This is a genomic window from Streptomyces sp. BHT-5-2 (assembly GCF_019774615.1).
Classification (GTDB): Bacteria; Actinomycetota; Actinomycetes; order Streptomycetales; family Streptomycetaceae; genus Streptomyces.
This window is the reverse complement of sequence record NZ_CP081496.1, coordinates 1,896,226-1,919,740: the sequence shown is the minus strand read 5'-3', so window position 1 is coordinate 1,919,740 and position 23,515 is coordinate 1,896,226. Positions and strand designations below refer to the sequence as shown.

Genomic DNA, 23,515 nt, shown 5'->3' with positions numbered 1-23,515 from the left:
CCCCAGGCCGACCGCCCCACCACGGGTCGATGCCGACGCCGCCGACCGCCCCCGTAGGGGAGGTGACCGCCTCCACGTACGGGACGCGCCGGCCCCCGTACCGTGGTGCCCGTGACGACAGAGGGACAGGGGCAGGCACGGCCACAGGCGCAGGGGCAGCCGCAGCCACAGGGGCAGGCACAGGGACCGGGAAGCGGTTCAGCGGCGAACGAGCACCAGCAGGCCCGACGAGAGCCGGCCGACGCCGACCGCCTCACCTGCCCGGCCACCGGCACCACGCCCGCCACACCCACCACACCCACCGGCCCGGCAGCGCCCAGCGCCCCCGCCCCCCGCCACTCCCCCTGGCGTAGCTGGCGGGAGGCGGCCGAGGAGGCGCTCTACGGCCCGGACGGCTTCTACACCCGCCCCGGTGGCCCCGGCCCCGCCGGCCACTTCCGCACCTCGGTCCACGTGTCCCCGCTGTACGCCGGCGCCGTCGCCACCCTGCTCCGCCGGGTCGACGCCGCCCTCGGGCATCCGGACGGGCTGGCCCTGGTGGACGTCGGCGCGGGGCGCGGCGAGCTGTTGACCGGCGTGCTGGCGGCCCTCCCCGAGGAGGTGGCCGGACGGCTGCGCCCGTATGCGGTCGAACGCGCCGCGCGCCCCGAGGGCCTCGACCCCCGCATCTCCTGGCGCGCCGATCTGCCCGCGCCGGGCTCGCTCACCGGCCTGCTCTTCGCCAACGAGTGGCTGGACAACGTCCCGCTGGACGTCGTCGAGACGGACGCCGAGGGCGTGCCGCGCCGGGTCCTGGTACGGGCCGACGGCACGGAACGGCTCGGCCCGCCGGTCGACGGCCCCGACGCGGAGTGGCTTGCCCGCTGGTGGTCGCGCGCCGCGCCGGGCGCCTCCGGCGAACCCGCCCCCGGGCTGCGCGCCGAGGTCGGCCGCCCCCGGGACGCCGCCTGGGAGCGCGCCGTCCGCGTCCTCCGTGCCGGGCTCGCGGTCGCCGTCGACTACGCCCACCGGCGCGCCGACCGGCCGCCCTTCGGCACCCTCACCGGCTTCCGCGCGGGCCGCGAGGTCCGGCCCGTCCCGGACGGCAGCTGCGACCTCACCGCGCACGTCGCGCTGGATGCCTGCGCCGGTCCGGACGCCGAGCAGCTGACCCAGCGCGCCGCGCTGCACGCCCTCGGGGTGACCGGCCGCCGCCCGCCGCTCTCCCTGGCCACGACCGACCCGGCCGGCTACGTACGGGCGCTCGGCGCGGCCGGTGACGCGGCGGAACTGACCGATCCAGCGGGTCTGGGCGCCTTCGGCTGGCTGCTGGAGCCGGTCGGCGGGACGGCCTGCGCCGGACTGCTCACCACCAGCGCCGACAACACCGACCACACCAACCATGCTGGCAACACCACCAGCGCCGGCAAGACCGACAGCACCGGCAACACCGCCGACTGACGCACCGAACGCGACACCACCCCACCCCGGCACCCCCGCCCGCCCCTTCCACACCACGGACCGCGCCGTTCCGCATCGTCCCGTCCTGCGACACTGTCCCCATGACGGAGACGACGGTCGGCATCGGCGGCGCGGCGGAGAGCACCGACATGGTGCTGAACATCGGCCCGCAGCACCCCTCCACGCACGGCGTGCTGCGGCTGCGCCTCGTCCTGGACGGCGAGCGCATCCGGCACGCCGAGCCGGTGATCGGCTATATGCACCGCGGCGCCGAGAAGCTCTTCGAGGCCCGCGACTACCGCCAGATCATCATGCTCGCCAACCGCCACGACTGGCTGTCGGCATTCTCCAACGAGCTGGGCGTGGTGCTCGGCGTCGAGCGGATGCTGGGCATGGAGGTGCCCGAGCGCGCGGTGTGGACGCGCACGCTGCTCGCCGAGCTGAACCGCGTCCTGAACCACCTGATGTTCCTCGGCTCGTACCCGCTGGAGCTCGGCGGGATCACCCCGGTCTTCCACGCGTTCCGGGAGCGCGAGGAGCTGCAGACCGTCATGGAGGAGATCTCCGGCGGCCGGATGCACTACATGTTCAACCGGGTCGGCGGCCTCAAGGAGGATCTGCCCGCCGGCTGGCTCGGCCGGGCCCGGCAGGCCGTCGCCGACGTCCGCTCCCGTATGGACGTCTTCGACAACCTGGTCCTGGGGAACGAGATCTTCCGCGGCCGCACCCGGGGCGTCGGCACGCTGGCCCGTGAGGCGGTGCACGCCTACGGCGTCTCCGGGCCGATCGCCCGCGCGTCCGGCGTCGACTTCGACCTGCGGCGCGACGAGCCGTACCTCGCGTACGGCGAACTGGGGTCCACGCTCAAGGTCGTCACCAGGGAGGAGGGCGACTGCCTGGCCCGCTTCGAGTGCCTGCTGGAGCAGACGCACAACTCCCTCGACCTCGCCGACGCCTGCCTGGACCGGATCGCGGAACTGCCGCCCGGCCCGATCAACCAGCGCCTGCCGAAGGTCCTCAAGGCCCCCGAGGGCACGACCTACTCCTGGACCGAGAACCCGCTCGGCATCAACGGCTACTACCTGGTCTCCAAGGGCGAGAAGACGCCGTACCGCCTGAAGTTGCGCTCCGCGTCGTACAACAACATCCAGGTGCTGACGGAGCTGCTGCCGGGGACCCTGGTCGCCGACATGGTCGCCATCCTGGGGTCGATGTTCTTCGTGGTCGGCGACATCGACAAGTAGGCGGCGAGGGCCCGCGGTCGGAGGCGACGGAGGCCGGGAGCAGGACTGCTCGACAGCCGGGGCGTCCGCATACGGCACAACGGGCATACGGCACAACGGCGGGGAGGCGTCCGCCCGTCCACAGGCTGTGGACGGGCGGACGCCTCCCCGCCGCTCACTACGTTCTGCCGCCCTACGTTCTCCTGCTTTCTACTGGCTCCGCTGTCCTGCACCGCGCCCCGCTGCCGCCTTCCGGCGTTCAGGAGATGGCGCTGCGCAGTTCGGCGAGGTCGAGCTGTTCGGTCTCGTCGTGGGCGGTCAGGTCGATGACCTCGCCGGCGCCGTGCGTCGTCTCCCCGTCGGCGACCGCGCCACCGGGCGCCTCGTCGCCGGAGGGCGCTTCGCCGGACGCCTCGCGCCCGACTATGCCGCCGTGCTCGGCGTCCGCGGAGTTCCCGGAGTCGCCCGGGTCCTCGGAGCCCTCGGACTCCGTACGAGCCTCCGTGCGGGCCTTGGCGCGTGCCGTCTGCTCGGCCACCGCCTCGTCGCCGACGACGTCCGCCAGGTCCTCCTCCAGCGGCGCGGGCAGCTCGTTGCGGGGGACGGTGGCGTTGCCGAAGAAGTCGAAGCCGCCCAGCGTGCGGGGCACGGACGGGCGGGCCGGGGCGATCGCGGCGGCGGCCGGCACCGGGCGGAGCGCCGATCCGCCCACCCCCTGCGCGGCGGCCGCCCCGGTCTTCCCCTGGCCGGTCGCCTCGGGGTTCTCCGGGGCACCGGTGTCGGGCCGGCCGGCGCGCTGTGCGGCGGCGCGCTGCCGGGCGGCGTTGCGGGCCAGCTCGCGCAGCGCGCGGTCCGCCTCCGCGAACGTGGCGGTGGGTCGGCCCCCGGCCGCGCCGTCCGTCCTCCCGGCGTCCGGCGCCGGGCGGCCGCCGCCGGTCTCCGGCTCACGGCGGGCCGGTACGAGCCCGCCCTCGGGGGCCGGCTGCCCGGCCTCGATGGCGAGCAGTCGGCGGCCCTCCAGGGCACTGGCCCGCTCGGTCTCGGCGTTGGCGTAGCGGCGCAGCAGGGCGGCGTGCTCACTGCGCAGCCGGGCGAGTTCGGCGCGCTTGGCGCGGAGCTTGGTGTCCAGGGCGGCGCGGATCTCGCGCGACTCCTCGACGTCCGTCTCCAGCTCCGCGATCCGCTCCTCGGTGCGCCACTCGTCGCGCGCCCGGGCCCGGGTCAGCTCGGCGACCCGCTTGCCGGCCTTGCGGTCCCAGGTCCGCAGCAGGACGGCGCCGGTGACCGCGGCGGCCGCGGCACCGGCGGCGAGCACCCGTTGCACGAGGTCGTCGCCGACGAACCACGCGCCCGTGGCACAGGCAATTGACGCACCGGCGACCGTCGATGGAGGAAGCAGCCGGTGGAGGGGTGGGGAATGGCGGTGGCGTCCTCGTGGCATGGCCAGAAACTTACCGTGCGTGCGAGACCTATGGGGCCACGCATACGGATCCGTTCCCGGCTGGTTACTTCTTGACCAACCCCTTGGACTCCAAATATGCCTGCGCCACATCGGCGGGCTTCAAGCGCTCGGCATCGACCTTGCGGTTCAAGTTGATCAAGTCCTCGGTGGTGAGCGTCTTCGTGATCTTGTCGAGCGCGGCCGCGATCTCCTTGTCGCCGGCGCTCTTGGCATTCAGCACCGGCAGCACATTGTCGGCGTTCTGCAGCTTCTTGTCGTCCTGGAGAAGCACGAGGCCGAAGTTGTCGAGAGTGGCGTCCGTGGTCGTGGTCAGCACGAGTTGGTCGGTGCCGTCCTTGACCGCCTGCTTGGCCTGCGGCGTCCCCACGCCCTTGGGGTCGATGCCGGCGACGGTGATGCCGTAGGTCTTCTCCAGACCCGGTTTGCAGAACACCCGCGTCTCGCACTCCTCCCCCGCGGCGAGTTTGACCTTCTGATGAGAAAGGCCCAGGTCGGAGAGTGTCCGAAGCTTGTTCTCGGCGGCGAATTCCTTGGTCACCGCGAAGGCGTTCTGGTCGGTGGCCGCGCCGGCCGGGAGCACCTTCAGTCCGCGCGGCTCGGCCAGCTTCTCCAGCGCCGCGACCGTCTTGGCGATGTCGCTGGAGGCCACCGGCTTCGCCTTGGCGCCGTTCTTCTTCGCGTTGAGGAATTCCGCGAGGGTGGAGGCGTATTCCGGGACGACGTCGATCTGGCCCTTCTCCAGGGCCGGTTCATACAGCTCGCGATTGGCCAGCGTCTGAACCCGTGGGTGGTAACCGGCATCGGCCAGGACCCGCGAATAGATCTCGGCGAGCACCTTCGACTCGGTGAAGCCCGCCGAGCCTATGACGATCTCGCCCTTGCCCCCGTCCTTGCCGCCCTTCTGCTCCAGGCTCTGCCCGCCGCACGCGGCCAGCCCGGCGGCCAGCGCCACCACCGTCCCCGCGGCGAGCGCGGTACGCGCCGTGCGGGCCGTACGTGCTGTGCTGCTCATGGAATTCCACTCCGTCCGTTCGGGATCAGGTCGGTCGAGACGTCTCGGGCCGGGGCCGGGCGGCCCTGCCGTCACACTTCCGTCGCCCGCCCGGGAGGCGGGCCGGGAGTCGAGCCGGACGGGGCCGCATGGGCGCCCTCGGCGAGCGCGCCGGCCCCGGAGAGCCTCCCGCCCCCGGCCGGGGAAGCGCCGGACGCGGCCTGGGGGTTGACGGCCGGGCCCTGGGCCGGAGCCGGCGCACCGGCAGCCGGGCCGCCCGAGGCCGGGCGGCTCCCGCGCCGCGCCCGCCGCCGTCCCCGCATCGGGTCGAAGGACCGGTCCACCAGCACCAGCACCCCCTCCACCAGCAGGGCCAGCAGCGCCACCAGGACCGCGCCGGCCACCACCTGCGCGGTGTCGTAGTTGCCGAAGCCGGCGGTGATGATGCGGCCCAGGCCCCCGCCGCCGGCCAGCGCGGCCAGCGTCGCCGTGGCCACCACCTGGACCGCCGCCGAACGCAGTCCGGTCATGATCAGCGGGTAGGCGAGCGGTATCTCCACCCGCAGCAGCAGCTGCGGCCCCGACATGCCCATCCCCCGGGCGGCCTCGACCACATCGCGGTCCGCCTCCCGTATGCCCAGATGGACGTTGGTCAGCAGCGGCGGCACCGCGAACAGCACCAGCGCGATGATCGTCGGCCAGTCGCCGTGCTTCCCCAGCGGGCTCAGCGTCAGCAGCACCAGCACCGCGAAGGTCGGCACCGCGCGCCCCACATTGGAGAGGTTGACCGCCAGTGCGCCGCCCTTGCCGATGTGCCCGAGCCACAGCGCCAACGGCAGGGCCGTCAGGCAGGACAGCAGCAGGCAGAGACCGCTCAGCCAGAGATGCTCGCCGAGGCGGTGCCATACGCCCTTCTCCCCGGCCCAGTTGGCGGCCGTGGCCAGCCACTGCCAGGCACCCGTGATCGCGTCCACGCTCACCCCACCGCCTTCGCCACGGCCGCACCGCGCCGCACCCGGTGGCCCTTGGACCGCGCCCGCGTCCACGGCGTGAGCAGCCGCTGCACCCCGAGCAGGAGCAGATCCGCCACCAGGGCCAGCAGCACGCACAGCACCGACGCGGTCAGCACCTCGGCCTTGAAGAAGCCCTCCAGGCCGCTGGCTATGAGATTGCCCAGGCCGCCGTAGCCCACCACCGAACCGATGGTCGTCATCGCCACCGTCGAGACCGTGGCGATCCGCACACCGGCCACCAACGCCGGGAGCGCGAGCGGGAGTTCCACCTCGAACAGCAGCCGGGCCGGCCCGTATCCCATCCCGCGGGCGGCCTCCCGGACCTCGGCGGGTACCGCGTCCAGACCCGCGAGGATGTTGCGCACCAGGATCGTCAGCGAATAGAGCACCAGGCCCGTGACGACGACCGACGGCGACACCCCGAAGACGGGCGTCAGCAGCGCGAACATCGCCAGCGACGGCACCGTGTACAGCACCGTCGTCAGCCCCAGGACCGGCCCCGCGACACCGCGCCGGTGCCGCGCCAGCAGCGCCAGCGGGAAGGCGACCAGCAGTCCGAGCAGCACCGACACGACCGTGATGCCGACATGCTGGAGCGTGGCGTCGATCAACTCCTGGCTCCGGGTGTGGAGATACTCGCCGCAGATCCAGTCGTTCCGCTCCAGGCAGCTCGGGCCGCCCTGGGCCATTACCTGAGGACCTGTCAGCACTTCGGCCGCACGCACCGGTGCCTCCACCGCCGTCACCTCCCCCGCTCGCCGATACCGTGGTGACTGTCTGCGACCCTAACCCCCACCACTGACAATCGCCGCGGCCCGGTCTCCACTCGCAACACCGCGTTCACGGCACGTGCGCACGACACGTACACAATGGGCCCGTCCACACAGGGGGAAAGCATGATCCGCTTCGAGCACGTCACCAAGCGCTACGCCGACGGCACCACGGCCGTCGACGACCTCTCCTTCGAGGTCGCCAAGGGCGAACTCATCACCCTCGTCGGCCCGTCGGGCTGCGGCAAGACGACCACGATGAAGATGGTGAACCGGCTCATCGAGCCCACCGACGGCCGCATACTCCTCGACGGCGAGGACGTCGCCGACGCCGACCCCGTCGAACTCCGGCGCCGTATCGGCTATGTCATCCAGCAGGTCGGGCTCTTCCCCCACAAGACCGTGCTGGACAACACCGCCACCGTCCCGCACCTCCTCGGCCGCCCGCGCAAAACGGCCCGGGCCCGCGCCGCCGAACTCCTCGACCTGGTCGGCCTGGACCCGTCCGTCTACGGCGACCGGTACCCCGACCAGCTCTCCGGCGGCCAGCGGCAGCGCGTCGGCGTCGCCCGCGCCCTGGCCGCCGACCCGCCCGTGCTGCTGATGGACGAGCCGTTCGGCGCGGTCGACCCGGTCGTCCGCGAGCACCTCCAGAACGAGTTCCTGCGCCTGCAGTCCGCGCTCCACAAGACCGTGCTCTTCGTCACCCACGACATCGAGGAGGCGGTCCGGCTCGGCGACCGCATCGCCGTCTACGGTTCCGGTCGGATCGAGCAGTTGGACACCCCCGCGACGGTCCTGGGCGCCCCGGCGACCCCGTACACCGCGGAGTTCGTGGGCGCCGACCGCGGTCTGAAGCGGCTCGCGGTCACCCCCGTCGAGGCCGCCGACCTCGAAGAGCCGCCGGTGGTCCGGCTGGACGACCCGGCCGCGCGGGCCACCGAGGCGCTCGCCGCCGCCGGCGCCCCCTGGGCCGTCGTCCTGGACGCCGACGGGGTGCCCCACGGCTGGGTGGCGGCCGAGGCGCTCACGGACGCCGACGGTCCCGCCACCGTCCGCGGCCGGGCCCGCCCGATGGCCGAGGCGGTGCAGCTCGGCACCCCGCTCCGGCAGGCGCTGAGCACCCTGCTCCAGCACGACGCGGGCTGGCTCGCGGTCCTCGACGGCGACCGCTACCGCGGCGTCCTCACGCCCGCCGCCCTGCACGGCGCGCTGCGCCGCGCCACCACCGCGGACGCCGCCGACCTCCCGCGCGTCGAGGTCGCCCTGGACACCGTCCCGCGGGGCTGAGAAACCGCGTCCGGGCCCCGGCCGGACCCGTACGGCCCGGCCGGGCACCCGTCACGTCCGCGCCGCCCCGGGGTCCTCGTCGTCGTCGCCCTCCGGCAGCTTGCAGACCCGCTCCAGGAAGATCGCCGCGGCGACCACGGCCGCCCCGGCCAGCACCGAGAAACCGGCGTACACCGCCTGGGTGCGACGCGCACCGTCCGCCCCCGACGTCAGCAGGAAGACCCCGACGCCGCCGTACAGGCCCGCGACCAGCGAGGCCACCAGGGCGCTCGCCTGGCCGAAGACCACCGCCCGGGCGGCCACCAGCGGATCGACGCCCTTCGCGCCGGGCCGCCGCTCGCGCTGCGCCCGCAGCCGACCCCGCAGGGACAGGGCGGTGGCGGCCAGCACCGCGGCGATCAGCGCCAGCACGATGGGCGCCGCCACCGGCACGCCGGGCAGGGTCCCGAAGGAGTCCCACAACCGGGCGCCCGCCCAGGCCAGGATCCCGGCCACCACGAACAGCCCGACCAGGATCTTGATCCGTAGTTGCTTCACCGAGCGATCGCCCCTCGCACCGTCCCGGTCATCCGTGCCGCGATGACCGAGTCTGCTCTCATGGCCGCACGCACCGGTGCGGCCGCCGTATCCGTCGTGTCCGTCCGGCCGCCCGCGCACGCACTCCTGCGCCGCCGGCGTCCTCGCGCCAGTACATCAGCGCTTCCGGCCTCCCGGACGCATCGCCGCCGTACGCAGCCGGCCCGCAACCCTAACGACTACTCCGGCAGCCGCAGTTCCAGGTCCGCCCGGAGGTTCACGCCGTCGCTGCCGACCGCGGCCAGCAGGGCGGCCACCGCACCACGGCCCGGAACCTCCGCCTCCGGGTCGATGTCGTGCCACGGCACCAGGACGAACGCCCGCTCGTGGGCGCGCGGGTGCGGCAGCGTCAGCCGCGGGTCGTCGGAACGCACGTCCTGATAGGCGAGGATGTCGACGTCGATGGTGCGCGGACCCCAGCGCTCGTCCCGCACCCGCTCGAAGGCTTCCTCGATGGCGTGCCCGCGCTCCAGGAGGGACTCCGGCGGCAGCGTCGTCTTGATCAGCACCACGGCGTTGAAGTACGAGGGCTGGGAGCCGGGGTCGACGCCCCACGGCTCGGTCTCGTAGACCGGGGAGACCGCCTTGACGCGGACGCCCGGGGTGTCCTCCAGCGCGTCGACGGCGCCCTGGAGCGTCTCCAGGCGGTTGCCGAGGTTGCTGCCCAGCGAGATCACCGCGCGCTTGGGGTTGGAGAGCGTGATGTCCGCGGCGTCCACCTGCTCCACCACGGAGGCGGGCACGGGCTGGACGGTCGGGTCGTTGACGGGATCGGTGTGGGCGGCGCGGGAGGTGGCGGGGGCCGGCTGGTGGGTGGTTTTCATACTCGGCTCCGAGTGATGGTGATGGTCACGTCATCGAAGGGGACGGTGATCGGTGCGTCCGGCTTGTGGACCACCACTTCCACCTCCTGCACCCCCTCGTGCTTCAGGCACTGATCGGCGATGCGCTCCGCCAGGGTCTCGATGAGGTCGACGGGCTCGCCTTCGACGACGGCCACCACCTCCTCGGCGACGATGCCGTAGTGGACGGTCTTCGCGAGGTCGTCGGAGGCGGCCGCCGGGCGGGTGTCCAGGCCGAGGACCAGGTCGACGATGAAGGTCTGGCCTTCCTCGCGTTCCCGGGGGAACACCCCGTGGTGTCCTCTGGCCTTGAGCCCACGCAGCGCGACACGATCCACGCGAATCACTCCCACTGGTCCGGCGGCACCTCTGGCGCCACTGTTCGTCGGATTCGGGCAGCCAACCAGAGCCGTCCGGCGACGCTGCCCCATTCGAATCTACCTGCGAGCACCGACAGTGCTCGCCCATGGGGGCTATGGACAAGGCCCCGTTCTGCCGCTAGGCCGGTCCGCGCGGGCAGCCGGGCAGAGCGCGGGAGATCATCCGCGCGGCCTCTTACCCCCGCACACCCGTCCCACCCCTACCCATGCCGCACTTGGCTCGAACGGGTGCGCCCCGCCTGGTCCGCTGACGCCGGGCACGCCGGCGCACACCCCCGGACGGACATGCTTGTGAAGCCACTCACATGTCCGCGGAATGGGACACTCTCCGGGCCGGCGCTCACAGCCGCCCGGCGGGCCCGTTCTCCTCGTCCTCGTCGGCGTCGTCCCCCTCGTCGTCCTCGCGGTCGGCGAGCACCGGCGAGCCGTGGTGCGACCAGACCCGCCAGCCGTCCTCGGTCCGCCTGAAGACGTTGGTCGCCACGACCAGCTGGCCGATCAGCGGCCCCACCGAGCCGTCGTCCTCGGCCGGACCGCCGCTGAGGATGTTCTCGGTGCACGTCACCAGCGCGGTGTCGCCGATGACGTCGATCTCCACATCGGTCAGAAAGAACTGGATGTACTCGGTGTTCGCCATGATCAGGGCGTAGGAGCGCAGCACCTCGCCGCGCCCGCGCAGCACCGGCCACCCGGGATGGACCACGCTCACCTGGCCGTCCAACCACAGCTCGGACAGCGCCTCGTGGTCGCCGCGCTCGATGGTCTCGTACAGCGCGGTGTTCGCCTGCTCGACCAGCTCGATGTCCGTCCGTGGGCCCAAGCCGCTCACTTCGTCCCCGTCGTCGTCGTACCGCCCACCCGGTCCACGCCGAACGCACCGGCGCCCCCGGCCGCCCCCGCCGCGCCCTCGACGGCACGGGCCACCCGCACCGCGTCCGCGCTCGCCCTGACCTCGTGCACCCGCACCGCCCAGGCCCCCTCTCGCGCCACGATCGCCGACACCGCCGCCGTCGCGGCATCGCGCTCCCGGGCCGGCGGTGGAGCGGCACCCTCGCCGCCTGCCAGCACCCTGCCCAGGAAGCGTTTCCTCGAAGCGGCGACCAGCAGCGGTCGGCCAAGCGCCCGCAGCCGGTTCAGCTGGGCGATCAGCGCCAGGTCGTGCGGCGCCTCCTTGGCGAAGCCCAGCCCCGGGTCGACGATGATCCGCTCCGGGTCCACCCCGCCGGCCACCGCGCGCTCCAGGCTCACCGCCAGCTCGTCGACCACCTCGCCGACGACGTCGGCGTAGACGGCCCGGTTGTTCATGTCGATCGACTGGCCGCGCCAGTGCATCACCACGAACGGCACGTGGTGGTCGGCGACCGTGGGCACCATCGCCGGGTCGGCGAGCCCGCCGCTGACGTCGTTGACCAGGCATGCGCCGGCCTCCACGGCCTGTGCGGCCACCGCGGCGCGCATGGTGTCGACGGAGACCACCACCCCCGCCGCGGCCAGCTCGCGCACCACCGGGACGACCCGGCGCAGCTCCTCGGCCTCGTCCACCCGGGGCGCGCCGGGGCGTGTCGACTCGCCGCCGACGTCGACGATGTCGGCGCCCTGGGCCACCAGGTCCAGACCGTGTTTGACGGCGAGTTCGGTGTCGAACCACTCGCCGCCGTCGGAGAACGAATCGGGCGTCACGTTCACGACGCCCATCACCGCGCAGCGGTCCCAGTCCGGCAGTCCGGCCACCCGGCCGCGCAAGGTACTCATGGCACCAGCGTAGGCCGTGTGCCGACCGGCCGGATTGCCCCCGCCGACTGGGCGGACCCGCCCTCCGACGGGCCGCCCGCACACCCCCCGAAGGGGCACCGGACCGGCCCGCCGGTCAGCGTCAGGCGACCTTCTCCAGCGCCCCGGCCGCCAGCACCGACTCCTCCAGGTGCTCGCAGGGCCGCGGTTCGGCGGCCTTCCGGCGGCGCAGCACCCGCGGCAGCTCCAGGTACCCCTCGGCCTGGAGCGTGGCCAGGCCGATCCGCGGGATGTCCCGGCTGTTGCGGAACACCACGAACCGCGGCTCCCAGCGTGGCCGGAACTTGTCGTTGAACTTGTACAGCGACTCGATCTGGTACCAGCGGGACAGGAACAACAGCGTTCCGCGCGTCACCCGCATCACCGGCCCGGCGCCCAGCCGCTCGCCGCGCTGGAGGTAGGAGCGGAAGACCGCGAAGTTCAGCGAGAGCTGCTTGATCTTCAGGTCCGGCGCGGCCTGCAGCGCGGCGACGATCAGCAGCTCGTTCATCCCCGGGTCGGCGCTGCGGTCCCGCCGCATCACGTCCAGGGACACCCCGTCGACGCCCCACGGGACGAAGTACTGCATCGCCTTCAGGTCGCCGAACGGGCCCGGCTCCTCCCCCTCGGCGACCGGCAGGTGCGCGGTGGCGATCACCGCGTCGCCGTCGGCCGCCGCGTCGACCCGGCCCAGCGCCATGGAGAAGCCGCGCTCCTCCTGGGTGTCGCGCCAGGCGTCCACGGCCTTCTGGACCCGCTCCAGCTCCTCCGGCCCCAGGTCGCGGACCCGGCGCACCTGGGTGGTGTAGCCGTTGCGCTCGATGCGCTTGACCATCTGCCGTACGTTGCGCATGGCGCGGCCGGACAGCGAGAAGTCGGCGACGTCGACGATCGCCTCGTCACCCAGCTCCAGCGCGTCCATGCCGGTCTCCCGCGTCCACACCTGGCCACCGGTCTCGCTGCAGCCGTGCACCGCCGGCGTCCAGGAGTGCGCCCGCGCCTCCTCCATGAAGCGCTCGATGGCGCCCGGCCACGCCTCGACGTCCCCGATCGGGTCACCGCTGGCGAGCATCACGCCGGAGATCACGCGGTAGCAGACCGCGGCCTTGCCGGACGGCGAGAACACCGCGCCCTTGTCCCTGCGCAGCGCGAAGTAGCCCAGCGAGTCCCGGTCGCCGTGCCGGGCCAGCAGCTCCCGCAGCCGCTGCTCGTCCTCGTCCGTCAGCCGGGCCGCCGGGTGCTCCGGGCGGAAGGCGAGGTAGGCGGTGGTGGCCACGGTCAGCAGGCCCAGCGCACCGAGCGAGTAGCCCACGGTGTAGTCGACGCCGTTGGTGTAGGCGACCGGCCCCTCGAAGCCGAAGAGCCCCCACAGGACGTGCTCGGCGCGCGCCCCGAACGACGGCGAACCGACGATCTTGTGCGGATGGGAGCTGACGATCACCATTCCGAGGCCGAAACTCACCCCTCCGAGGACGACGAAGTTGACCACCGCCCGCCAGCGGCTGCGCGGATCGGGCAGCGCCGAGAATTCCCTGCGGTGCCACACCAGCAACCCCAGCAGCACCAGCGACAGCGTGGCCCCGAAGACCGAGTGCCGGTGGACCAGCTGGGCGGCGATCCCCACCGGCAGCAGCGCCACCGCCGCCACCCAGGCCCGCCGCTTGCGCCGCTTGAGCCCGTGGGCCAGGAGCAGCAGCAGGATCCCGACGACGAGCGAGGCGGAGGCGGCCAGCGGGCTCACCGCGCCCGGCAGCACCTCGGCCACCGCGTGCACCCGGCTGTGCCGGAAACGCGGGAAGATCCCGGAGAACAGATTCAGCAGTCCGACCACGACGCCGGCCGAGCCCACCAGGCCGGGGACCGCCGCGGGCCGCGGGCCGCGGAGCCAGCGTGGCGCAGACCACGCAACCTTCTCCGACTTTTCGCCATCTAGCCTGTCAGACATCACTTTCCCGTCGCCCCGGTCGAGAGAACGTGCGAGCCTTGGTCGCAGCATCTGGACTTTTGCGCCCTGTATGACGGCGTCTCAGGGCTCGGGGTTCCACTTGCGGTCCGGATGGCCCGGCCGCCCGGAAGAAAGCACGACATGGGTCTCACCAGCAAGAAAGTGCTGCTTCTTGCCGTACTGGTCGCGGTGGCGCTGTTCGTTCTGACGATCTGGCTCTGGCCGCGGCTCTCGAAGGGCAACTGGCGCGCTGTGCTCGGCCGTATCGGCCTGCTCTTCGCGACGCAGGTCTCGCTGTTCGCTGCGATCGGTCTGTTCGCCAACAACACCTTCGGCTTCTACGCCTCCTGGGCCGACCTCTTCGGCCAGGAGCAGGAGCCGGGTGTGGTCACCAACTACAAGTCCGGTCCGAACGGCACCAGCCTGAAGATGCTGGGCACCGAGCGCCTGAGCATCCAGGGCGCCTCGGTCCCGGCGACCGCCGGCCGGCTGGACAAGGTCCTGATCCGCGGCGAGAAGTCCAAGATCGCCAGCCCGGCGTACGTCTACCTGCCGCCGCAGTACTTCCAGAAGCAGTACGCGCACAAGAAGTTCCCGGCGGCGGTGGTCCTCACCGGCTACCCGGGCACCGCCGAGGCGCTCTACAAGAAGCTGCACTACCCGCAGACCCAGTACGACCTGCTCAAGGAAAAGCGGATCCAGCCGACCGTCCTGGTGATGATGCGCCCGACCGTGGCCCCGCCCCGCGACACGGAGTGCGTGGACATACCCAACGGCCCCCAGACCCAGACGTTCTTCACCCACGATCTGCGGCACGACATCAGCGGCCAGTACCGCGTCGGCAAGGACGCCAAGAGCTGGGGCATCATGGGCGACTCCACGGGCGGCTACTGCGCTCTGATGATGACCATGCGCAACCCCCACGCCTACTCCACGGCCGTGTCCCTCTCCGGTGACTACAAGGCGCCGATCGACGCCACCACCGGCCCCCTCTTCGGCGGCGACAAGCAGCTGCAGCGGGAGCACGACCTGCACTGGCGGCAGCAGCACCTGCCCGCTCCCCCGGTGAACCTGCTGGTCACCAGCAGCAAGCACGGCGAGAGCAACTACAAGCCCACCCTGAAGTTCATCGAGAGCACCAAGTCGCCGTCCAGGGTCGCGTCGATCATCCTCGACAGCGGCGGCCACAACTTCAACACCTGGCGCCGGGAGATCCCGGCCGCCCTGGAGTGGATGGGCGGCCGGCTCAAGGCCTGACGCCCCGCACGACCCGGCAGCGCAGCGGCCCGGGGCCCCGGCGATCTCCGCCGTGGGCCCCGGGCCGCTCTTTCGTTCTCCGGCCGCCGCACGCCCCGCAGGGCGCCGGGCGGCCGGTTCACCGGCCTCAGCGGGCCAGTATCAGGCTCATCGCCTCGGCCCGCGTCGCGGGATCGCGCAGCTGCCCGCGCACCGCGGACGTCGTCGTCTTCGCCCCCGGCTTGCGGACCCCGCGCATCGTCATGCACATGTGCTCGCACTCGACGACCACGATCACACCGCGCGGCTCCAGGATCTTCATCAGCGAGTCGGCGATCTGGGTGGTCAGCCGCTCCTGGACCTGCGGACGCCGGGCGAACACATCGACCAGCCGGGCCAGCTTGGACAGCCCGGTGATCTTGCCGTCGGTGGACGGGATGTAGCCGACGTGGGCCACGCCGACGAACGGCACCAGGTGGTGCTCGCAGTTCGAGACCACCTCGATGCCCTTGACCAGCACCATCTCGTCGTGACCGAGGTCGAAGGTGGTGGTGAGCACGTCCTCGGGCTTCTGCCAGAGCCCCGCGAACAGCTCCTTGTAGGCCCGGGCCACCCGCGCCGGCGTCTGCAGCAGGCCCTCGCGGTCCGGGTCCTCGCCCACCGCGATGAGCAGCTCGCGCACGGCGTTCTCGGCACGCTTCTCGTCAAACGTGCCGATCACGCCCTCGACGTCCAGCGTCACAGGGTCCGTCATGGTGCCTCGTTCCTCCTGGGCCCGCTCGAAACGCGGAAAGCCGCGCCTCCCAGGCTAAAACCTCGGGAGGCGCGGCGTGTATTCCGGGTGCCCGGTGGGGCGTCGGCTCAGCTCTCCGAACGCGGTTCCTCGGGCGCGTCCGCCTTCTCCATGGAGACCGGCTGCGCCGCGGAGCCGTTGGCCGGGGCCAGCTCCTTGGGCGACAGCACCGGCGGGCGGGTCGAGGGCGTACGGCGCGAGGAGCCGGTCCACGCCGGGCGGGCCGGGCGCTTGACCACGTGCTTGAAGATCTCGGCGATCTGCTCCTTGTTGAGCGTCTCCTTCTCCAGGAGCTCCAGCACGAGGTTGTCGAGGACGTCGCGGTTCTCGACGAGGATCTCCCACGCTTCGTTGTGCGCGGTCTCGATGAGCTTCTTGACTTCCTCGTCCACCAGCGCGGCGACCTCTTCGGAGTAGTCGCGCTGGTGAGCCATCTCACGGCCCAGGAACGGCTCGGAGTTGTCCGTGCCGAACTTGATCGCGCCGAGCCGCTCGGTCATGCCGTACTGCGTGACCATCGCGCGGGCGGTCGCGGTCGCCTTCTCGATGTCGTTGGCGGCACCGGTGGTCGGGTCGTGGAAGACCAGCTCCTCCGCCGCGCGGCCGCCCAGCATGTATGCCAGCTGGTCGAGCATCTCGTTGCGGGTGGTGGAGTACTTGTCCTCGTCGGGCAGGACCATGGTGTAGCCCAGAGCCCGGCCGCGGGACAGGATCGTGATCTTGTGGACCGGGTCGGAGTTCGGCGAAGCCGCCGCGACCAGGGCGTGTCCGCCCTCGTGGTACGCGGTGATCTTCTTCTCCTTCTCGGACATGATCCGGGTCCGCTTCTGCGGGCCGGCCACGACGCGGTCGATCGCCTCGTCCAGGAAGTGGTTGTTGATCAGCTTCTCGTCGCTCCGGGCCGTCAGCAGCGCGGCCTCGTTCAGGACGTTGGACAGATCGGCACCGGTGAAGCCGGGGGTGCGCTTGGCGACGGCCGAGAGGTCGACGTCCGGCGCGACCGGCTTGCCCTTCTGGTGGACCTTGAGGATCTCCAGCCGGCCCTGCAGGTCCGGACGGTCGACGGCGATCTGCCGGTCGAAACGGCCGGGGCGCAGCAGCGCCGGGTCGAGGATGTCCGGGCGGTTCGTGGCGGCGATCAGGATCACGCCGCCCTTCACGTCGAAGCCGTCCATCTCGACGAGGAGCTGGTTCAGGGTCTGCTCGCGCTCGTCGTGGCCACCGCCGAGACCCGCACCGCGGTGCCGGCCGACGGCGTCGATCTCGTCGACGAAGACGATCGCCGGGGCGTTCGCCTTGGCCTGCTCGAAGAGGTCGCGGACCCGGGAGGCACCGACACCGACGAACATCTCGACGAAGTCGGAGCCGGAGATCGAGTAGAACGGGACGCCCGCCTCACCCGCGACCGCGCGGGCGAGCAGCGTCTTGCCCGTACCGGGCGGGCCGTAGAGCAGCACACCCTTGGGGATCTTGGCTCCGACGGCCTGGAACTTCGCCGGCTCCTGCAGGAACTCCTTGATCTCGTGGAGCTCCTCGACGGCCTCGTCGGCACCCGCGACGTCCGAGAAGGTCGTCTTGGGGGTGTCCTTGGTGATCAGCTTCGCCTTCGACTTGCCGAAGTTCATCACCCGGGAGCCGCCGCCCTGCATCTGGTTCATCAGGAACAGGAAGACGACCACGATGAGTACGAACGGCAGCAGCGAGAGCAGCACGCCGACGAACGGGTTCTGCTTCGACGGCGAGACCGTGTACCCGTCCTTGATCTCGCCGGTCTGGTACTTGGCCTGCAGGTTCTTCGCCAGGTCGACGCCCTGGTCGCCGATGTAGCTGGCCTGGATCTTGTTGGATCCGGCGATCTTGTTGTCGCCGGACAGCTCGATCTTGATCTTGTTCTCGTCGCCGGTGGTGAGCTCGGCGGACTTCACCTTGTTGTCAGCGATCGCCTTGACGACCTGACCGGTGTCCACCGTCTTATAGCCGCCGGACGAGCCGACGACCTGCATCAACACGACCACGGCGAGGACGGCCAGCACGATCCACATGACCGGCCCACGGAAGTATCGCTTCACGTCCATCCACACGGAGCCACCTAAGGCCCCGTCCCTCCTGCCACAGTGAGGCACAACGCCCCCGGGAGGGCTGGTCGTGCGTACGGTGTGTATTACTGGCCCGAAAACAGATTGCCTTCGGACGGTACCCCAGCATTGTCACCCGGCGCCCGTGCCGGCGGGGAACAATGAAGCCCGGGATTCCCCTTCTCCCTGCTCCAACGGCGGGAAACCCCGTAGGGTTCCCGCCCGCGACACGGGCCGCCCGAGTCCTGGTCGGACCCGTCCGGCCACTGCGGCCGGACGAGCACGGGGTGGGCTCTCAGCCGCCGTAGACGTGGGGCGAGAGGGTACCGACGAACGGCAGATTGCGGTACTTCTCCGCAAAGTCCAGGCCATACCCCACGACGAACTCGTTGGGAATGTCGAAGCCGATCCACTTCACGTCGATGGCGACCTTGGCCGCGTCCGGCTTGCGCAGCAGCGTGCACACCTCCAGCGAGGCGGGCTCGCGCGAACCGAGGTTCGACAGCAGCCACGACAGCGTCAGACCCGAGTCGATGATGTCCTCGACGATCAGGACGTGCTTGCCCTTGATGTCGGTGTCCAGGTCCTTGAGGATCCGGACCACACCGGAGGACTGGGTGCCCGCGCCGTAGGAGGACACGGCCATCCAGTCCATCGTGACGGGGGAGGACAGGGCACGCGCCAGGTCCGCCATCACCATCACCGCGCCCTTGAGGACACCGACGATGAGCAGGTCCTTGCCCGCGTACTCCGCGTCGATCTTCGCAGCCAGCTCGGCCAGCTTCGCGTCGATCTCTTCCTTGGTGATGAGCACCGACTGAAGGTCGGCGCCCATGTCCTTGTCGTCCACCCGTGCCACTCTCGTTCGGTTCGGTGTGCAGATCGGTCGTCGAACTCACGAAGCGGGAACCGGTCGTGAGGTCACGAGGCAGGGCGCGATCCCGTGCGGCTCAGCCCTGCCGAATGACCAGTCTGCCACCCTGCCGTCGCACACCCACGCGCCCGGGGAGGTTGATGGCCCCCTGGCCCCTCCAGGCGGTGATCAGCCGGTCCACTTCCTCGATGTGGCGGGCGAAGAGCGAACCGGCCGGCGAACCGGCCGCGATGACGGCCCGGCGCAGCACCCGGCGGCGCACCGCGGGCGGCAGCGCGAAGAGCCCGGCGACGTCCAGCGTGCCGGCCTCGTCGACGATCGCCGTCTCGGCCTCGGCGGCCCAGGCGTCCAGTGCGTCGGCGTCGTCGCGGGAGAGTTGGGCGGTCCGGGCCAAAGCCTCGACGACGCCCTTGCCCAGGCACTTCTCCAGAGCCGGCAGCCCCTCGTGCCGCAGCCGTGAGCGGGTGTAGGCGGGGTCGGTGTTGTGCGGGTCGTCCCAGACGGGCAGCGCCTGGATCAGGCATGCCGTACGGGCGGTCTGCCGGTCCAGGTCCAGGAAGGGGCGGCGGTAGCGGCCGTTGGTCCCGGTGGCCGCGGCCATGCCGGAGAGCGAGCGGATCCCGGAGCCGCGGGCCAGCCCCAGGAGGACGGTCTCCGCCTGGTCGTCGCGGGTGTGGCCGAGGAGGACCGCGCTGGCGCCGTGGCGGTCGGCGGTGGCGTCCAGAGCGGCGTAGCGGGCGTCCCGGGCGGCCGCCTCGGGGCCGCCGGTCCGGCCCACCTCGACTCCGACGACCTCGACGGGATCGAGCTTGAGGGCCCGCAGCCGCAGGGCCACCTCGGCGGCGCGGAGGTCGGAACCCTCCTGCAGGCCGTGGTCGATGGTCACGCCCCCGGCACGGACGCCCAGTTTGGGGGCTTCGAAGGCGAGGGCGGAGGCGAGCGCCATCGAGTCGGCGCCGCCGGAGCAGGCGACGAGCACGAGGGGTGCCTCGGGCCGGTCCTGCGCGCAGTGGTGGGTGAGCACGTCGTGGAGTACGCGGCGGACCGCCAGGCGTATCGCGGCGACCGCTGGATGGGGACCCATGTCCGTTTCCAATCGTTCAGCTGGGGGACGAGCCTCGGGCCGAGGTCGGCACTTCGTCACACAGAGTGCCTAGATGGTGACAGAGGCGAGCAGTTCCCCGAGCATTGCACGCCTATCCACCGGTCACGGTCCCTCAGACGGGTGATTGAAGGGGCGCTCTTCTGCCGCGCGGCGTGCCCGGCTCGCATCATGTGCTTATGGTGCCCCGTCCGCCTTCCGGTGCACCCGCGCGACCCAGTCCGCCGGTTTGGCGATCTCCTGCTTGGTCGGGAGCGTGTTCGGCGACGTCCAGACGCGGTTGAAGCCGTCCATGCCGACCTCCTCGACGACGGACCGCACGAACCGCTCACCGTCACGGTACTGCCGCAGCTTGGCGTCCAGCCCCAGCAGCTTCCGCAGCGCCTGGTCCAGCCGGCCCGCGCCGCTGGCCCGCCGCTTCTGGAACTTCTCCCGGATCTCCGCCACCGAGGGCACGACCTCGGGCCCCACCCCGTCCATGACGAAGTCGGCGTGCCCCTCCAGCAGCGACATCACCGCGGTGAGCCGCCCGAGGATCTCCCGCTGCGCGGGCGTCTGCACCAGGTCCACCAGCGACCGGCTCTCCTCGCCCTCCTCGCCCTCCGGCTTGGCGCCGGCCAGCGACTGCGCGGCCTCCCGCAGCCGCTCCAGCAGCGTCCCCGGGTCGATGTCGGTCTCCGCGAGGAAGGACTGGACCTCTCCCTCGATGTGGTCCCGCAGCCAGGGCACGGCGCTGAACTGGGTCCGGTGGGTCTCCTCGTGCAGGCACACCCACAGCCGGAAGTCGTGCGGCGCCACGTCGAGTTCGCGCTCCACGTGGACGATGTTCGGCGCCACCAGCAGCAGCCGGCCGCCCTGCGACCCGGCCGGCAGGTCCCGCGAGGCCGGGGCGAACGTCTCGTACTGGCCCAGCACCCGCGAGGCCAGGAACGACAGCAGCATGCCCAGCTCCACGCCGGTCACCTTGCCGCCGACCGCACCCAGCACCGCGCCGCCCGGGGTCGCCGACCGCCGGTCCTCCATCTTGGCGAGCAACGGCTTCAGCACCGCCCGGAACCCGGCGACGTTGGCCCGGATCCAGCCGGGCCGGTCCACCACCAGGACCGGCGTGTCGTGCGGTACCGCCCCGCCCGCCTCACCCGGCACGCCGGGCTGCGCCATCCGGGTGAACGCCCGGACGTGCTCCTCGGAGGACTTGGCGTGCCGGCGCAGCTCGGCGACGATCGCCCGCGCCTCGTCCCGGCTCACCTCCGGACCGGGCCGTACGAACCGGGTCGCGGTCGCGACCGCGAGATTCCAGTCGACCATCTCGACACCACCGATGCTCGTCATGGGTTCACGGTACGGGGACCGCTCCGCTATGGGGTAGCCGACGGGGTCGCTGCGCTCGGCCGGCTTCCCACGTTGTCGGCTTTCCCGCCGCGGAGGTTCTCGCCGTTGCGCCTGCGGCGCGGGTCCGCTGCGCGGGGCTGTCGGGTGCGGTGCCGGGCCTCGGTGATCGGGTTAGCGGCAGCCGCAGTTGGCGACCGTGGAGGCCATGCGGTCCAGGGCCTTCTGGGCGGCCTGGGCGTCGGTGGTGCCGGTGGTCATGAAGGTGAAGGCCAGGAGGCGGCCGTCGGCGTCGACGACGGTGCCGGCGAGGGTGTTGACGCCGGTGAGGGTGCCGGTCTTGGCGCGGACGGTGCCGGCGCCGGCGGTGTCGCCCACGTAGCGGCCGCTGAGGGTGCCGGTGAAGGCGGCGACCGGGAGGCCGGTGACGACCGGGCGGAGTTCCGGCTTGCCGGGTGCGGCGGCCGCCAGCAGGAGGCGGGAGAGGAGGTTCGCGGAGACCTTGTCGTCCCGGTCCAGGCCGCTGCCGTCCTCGAAGACGGCGCCGGCCAGCGGGAGGTGCTGGGCGGCCAGCGCGTCCCGCACGGCCTTGGCGGCGCCCTCGAAGCTGGCGGGCTGGTGGGCGGCGAGGGCGGTCTGGCGGGCCAGCGCCTCGGCGATGTCGTTGTCGCTGTAGGTCAGCATCCGCTCGACGAGGGCGGAGAGCGGCAGGGAGTGGACGACGGCGATCCGCTCCGGGTTCTCGGGGGCGCGGGCCTCTTCGGGGTCTCCGGTGACGGTGATACCGCGTTCCTTCAGGAGGCCCGCGAAGGTGCGGGCGGCGTCGCCCGCGGGGTCGGTGGAGCGCGGCGCGGTGCCGTGGTCGCTGTCGTCGAGGCGGCCCTCGTCGGCCATCAGGGCGCTGACCGGGGCGATGTTCTCGTTGGGACCGATGGGGTGCTCGACGGGGCCGGTGAAGGCCGAGGCGTCGTAACCGAGGCCGACGGTGGTGAGCTTGCGCTGCCGGAGGGCGTGGGCGGTGGCGTCGGCGAGGGCGCGCAGGCTCGCCGGCTGGTCGCCGGGCCCCGGGGCGGCAGCGTGGGCGGTCAGGGTCGGGTCGCCGCCGCCGACCAGGACGATCCGGTCCTTGCCGGCCAGCACCACCCGGGTGTCGATGCGGTGGTCGGCGCCGAGCCGGGAGAGCGCGGCCACGGCGGTGGCGAGCTTGACGGTGGAGGCGGGGGTGGCCACCTGGTCCGGCTTCTCGCCGAAGACCTGCCGGCCCGCCGCGACGTCCACGACGGACGCGGTCCGCAGCGGCCCCAGCGCCGGGTCGGCCAGGAGCGGGGCGAGCGCGTCGGCCAGTCCGGCGTCGGTGGGCGCGGGCGCGGCCCCGCCGCGGCCCACCGCGCCACGTACAGGCCCGCCGAGCGCGGTCAGCACCGCCGGCGCGCTGGGCGCCGGACCGGGCGCCCGGCCGTCGTCGTGATGCTCGCCACCTGTCGCCGGAGCGGGGACCGCCGCCGCCCGCTCGGCCGTACGCTGACCGGAGTCCCACGGCCCGGCCGCCGTCACCACGGCGACCGCGACCGCCAGACCCGTGGCGGCGGACACCGCTGTCAGCTGCCAGGTCTGCCGCGTCTGCCGAGGTGCGGCCCGCCACGCCTGCCGTGCGGCACCCGATGCCGTGTGCGCAGTGCGCCGTGCGGCCCGTGCCGCGGTGCGTGCGGAACGCCCGGCCCGGCGTGCCGCCACCCGCGCGGAACGCTGCGCCGACTGCCATCTGACCTGCCACATTCGGGTCTCGGGCACTTCGGACCAGCCCCTTTCGCCACCACACACCTGCGTGGGGGACACTTAATCACCAGACGTATGTGTTGATCATGGAGGAGCCACCCGTGGAGTTCGACGTCACCATCGAGATCCCGAAGGGTTCGCGGAACAAGTACGAGGTGGACCACGAGACCGGTCGGATCCGCCTGGACCGTCGACTCTTCACCTCGACCAGCTACCCGGCCGACTACGGCTTCGTCGAGAACACCCTCGGCGAGGACGGCGACCCGCTGGACGCGCTGGTCATCCTGGACGAGCCGACCTTCCCCGGTTGCCTGATCACGTGCCGCGCCATCGGCATGTTCCGGATGACCGACGAGGCCGGCGGCGACGACAAGCTGCTGTGCGTCCCCGCCTCCGACCCGCGTGTGGAGCACCTCCGCGACATCCACCACGTCTCGGAGTTCGACCGCCTGGAGATCCAGCACTTCTTCGAGGTCTACAAGGACCTGGAGCCGGGCAAGTCCGTCGAGGGCGCCGACTGGGTCGGCCGCGCCGACGCCGAGGCCGAGATCGAGCGCTCCTACAAGCGCTACGAGGCGCAGGGCGGGCACTGACCCGACCGACGGAGCGGGTCCGGCGGCGACGGGGT

21 protein-coding genes are annotated in these 23,515 nt (G+C 72.2%); 5 read left to right on the top strand and 16 right to left on the bottom strand.

Annotated elements, in window-relative coordinates:
* Positions 1-111 precede the first annotated feature (111 nt).
* Together K2224_RS08515 and K2224_RS08510 are read left to right on the top strand one after the other, a co-directional pair.
* Positions 112-1,440: an SAM-dependent methyltransferase gene (locus K2224_RS08515; protein ID WP_260692398.1), complete on the top strand. Its 1,329-nt coding sequence runs from the start codon at positions 112-114 to the stop codon at positions 1,438-1,440.
* A gap of 101 nt (positions 1,441-1,541) precedes the next feature.
* A complete protein-coding gene (locus tag K2224_RS08510) occupies positions 1,542-2,684 on the top strand; it encodes an NADH-quinone oxidoreductase subunit D (RefSeq protein ID WP_221905991.1) in 1,143 nt (380 codons plus the stop codon).
* 238 nt (positions 2,685-2,922) lie between these two features.
* Here K2224_RS08510 and K2224_RS08505 read toward each other — a convergent pair whose 3' ends face one another.
* The 4 genes from K2224_RS08505 to K2224_RS08490 all read right to left on the bottom strand — a co-directional run bounded on the left by K2224_RS08505 (position 2,923) and on the right by K2224_RS08490 (position 6,818).
* Positions 2,923-4,104 (bottom strand): hypothetical protein, encoded by a 1,182-nt coding sequence (locus K2224_RS08505; protein WP_260692397.1) that lies wholly within the window; start codon positions 4,102-4,104, stop codon positions 2,923-2,925.
* Positions 4,105-4,168: 64 nt separating this feature from the next.
* A complete protein-coding gene (locus K2224_RS08500) occupies positions 4,169-5,137 on the bottom strand; it encodes an ABC transporter substrate-binding protein (RefSeq protein WP_221905990.1) in 969 nt (322 codons plus the stop codon).
* A 71-nt stretch (positions 5,138-5,208) separates the two neighbouring features.
* Entirely contained in the window at positions 5,209-6,090 is an 882-nt protein-coding gene (locus K2224_RS08495) for an ABC transporter permease (RefSeq protein WP_260692396.1), read from the bottom strand.
* A 2-nt stretch (positions 6,091-6,092) separates the two neighbouring features.
* A complete protein-coding gene (locus K2224_RS08490; RefSeq protein ID WP_221909502.1) occupies positions 6,093-6,818 on the bottom strand; it encodes an ABC transporter permease in 726 nt (241 codons plus the stop codon).
* A 207-nt stretch (positions 6,819-7,025) separates the two neighbouring features.
* On the opposite strand from K2224_RS08490, the gene K2224_RS08485 reads away from it, so the two are divergent.
* Positions 7,026-8,189 carry an ABC transporter ATP-binding protein gene (locus tag K2224_RS08485; RefSeq protein ID WP_221905989.1) on the top strand — a complete coding sequence of 388 codons (1,164 nt, stop codon included), beginning with the start codon at positions 7,026-7,028 and terminating at the stop codon, positions 8,187-8,189.
* 51 nt (positions 8,190-8,240) lie between these two features.
* On the opposite strand, the gene K2224_RS08480 is transcribed toward K2224_RS08485, so the two are convergent.
* The 6 genes from K2224_RS08480 to K2224_RS08455 all read right to left on the bottom strand — a co-directional run bounded on the left by K2224_RS08480 (position 8,241) and on the right by K2224_RS08455 (position 13,702).
* Positions 8,241-8,726, bottom strand: a complete 486-nt coding sequence (locus tag K2224_RS08480; protein WP_221905988.1) for a DUF3180 domain-containing protein — start codon at positions 8,724-8,726, stop codon at positions 8,241-8,243.
* Between the two features lie 218 nt (positions 8,727-8,944).
* Positions 8,945-9,589 carry a 2-amino-4-hydroxy-6-hydroxymethyldihydropteridine diphosphokinase gene (gene folK / locus K2224_RS08475; protein WP_221905987.1) on the bottom strand — a complete coding sequence of 215 codons (645 nt, stop codon included), beginning with the start codon at positions 9,587-9,589 and terminating at the stop codon, positions 8,945-8,947.
* Positions 9,586-9,945 (bottom strand): dihydroneopterin aldolase, encoded by a 360-nt coding sequence (gene folB, locus K2224_RS08470; RefSeq protein WP_016574864.1) that lies wholly within the window; start codon positions 9,943-9,945, stop codon positions 9,586-9,588. Before folB ends, folK begins: the two co-directional genes overlap by 4 nt.
* A 382-nt stretch (positions 9,946-10,327) precedes the next feature.
* Positions 10,328-10,807, bottom strand: coding sequence for a nuclear transport factor 2 family protein (locus tag K2224_RS08465; protein ID WP_221905986.1), 480 nt, complete (start codon positions 10,805-10,807; stop codon positions 10,328-10,330).
* Between the two features lie 5 nt (positions 10,808-10,812).
* The gene (gene folP, locus K2224_RS08460; protein WP_221905985.1) at positions 10,813-11,739 is read right to left on the bottom strand and encodes a dihydropteroate synthase; all 927 of its coding nucleotides are present in this window, start codon (positions 11,737-11,739) and stop codon (positions 10,813-10,815) included.
* Between the two features lie 121 nt (positions 11,740-11,860).
* Positions 11,861-13,702: a phosphatidylglycerol lysyltransferase domain-containing protein gene (locus K2224_RS08455; RefSeq protein WP_221905984.1), complete on the bottom strand. Its 1,842-nt coding sequence runs from the start codon at positions 13,700-13,702 to the stop codon at positions 11,861-11,863.
* Between the two features lie 141 nt (positions 13,703-13,843).
* Here K2224_RS08455 and K2224_RS08450 point away from each other — a divergent pair, with 141 nt between their 5' ends.
* Positions 13,844-14,959 carry an esterase family protein gene (locus K2224_RS08450; RefSeq protein WP_221905983.1) on the top strand — a complete coding sequence of 372 codons (1,116 nt, stop codon included), beginning with the start codon at positions 13,844-13,846 and terminating at the stop codon, positions 14,957-14,959.
* A 127-nt stretch (positions 14,960-15,086) separates the two neighbouring features.
* On the opposite strand, the gene folE is transcribed toward K2224_RS08450, so the two are convergent.
* The 6 genes from folE to dacB form a co-directional block, all read right to left on the bottom strand.
* A complete protein-coding gene (folE, locus tag K2224_RS08445; RefSeq protein WP_221905982.1) occupies positions 15,087-15,692 on the bottom strand; it encodes a GTP cyclohydrolase I FolE in 606 nt (201 codons plus the stop codon).
* 107 nt (positions 15,693-15,799) lie between these two features.
* Positions 15,800-17,806, bottom strand: coding sequence for an ATP-dependent zinc metalloprotease FtsH (gene ftsH, locus K2224_RS08440; protein WP_221905981.1), 2,007 nt, complete (start codon positions 17,804-17,806; stop codon positions 15,800-15,802).
* A gap of 295 nt (positions 17,807-18,101) precedes the next feature.
* Positions 18,102-18,641 (bottom strand): hypoxanthine phosphoribosyltransferase, encoded by a 540-nt coding sequence (gene hpt, locus K2224_RS08435; protein WP_221909501.1) that lies wholly within the window; start codon positions 18,639-18,641, stop codon positions 18,102-18,104.
* A gap of 115 nt (positions 18,642-18,756) precedes the next feature.
* Positions 18,757-19,764, bottom strand: coding sequence for a tRNA lysidine(34) synthetase TilS (gene tilS / locus K2224_RS08430; protein WP_221905980.1), 1,008 nt, complete (start codon positions 19,762-19,764; stop codon positions 18,757-18,759).
* Positions 19,765-19,959: 195 nt separating this feature from the next.
* Positions 19,960-21,114 carry a zinc-dependent metalloprotease gene (locus K2224_RS08425; RefSeq protein ID WP_221905979.1) on the bottom strand — a complete coding sequence of 385 codons (1,155 nt, stop codon included), beginning with the start codon at positions 21,112-21,114 and terminating at the stop codon, positions 19,960-19,962.
* A gap of 171 nt (positions 21,115-21,285) precedes the next feature.
* Positions 21,286-22,887: a D-alanyl-D-alanine carboxypeptidase/D-alanyl-D-alanine-endopeptidase gene (dacB, locus tag K2224_RS08420; protein ID WP_221909500.1), complete on the bottom strand. Its 1,602-nt coding sequence runs from the start codon at positions 22,885-22,887 to the stop codon at positions 21,286-21,288.
* Between the two features lie 101 nt (positions 22,888-22,988).
* On the opposite strand from dacB, the gene K2224_RS08415 reads away from it, so the two are divergent.
* On the top strand, positions 22,989-23,480 hold the full coding sequence (locus tag K2224_RS08415; protein ID WP_018540386.1) for an inorganic diphosphatase: 492 nt from the start codon (positions 22,989-22,991) through the stop codon (positions 23,478-23,480).
* Positions 23,481-23,515: the final 35 nt, after the last annotated feature.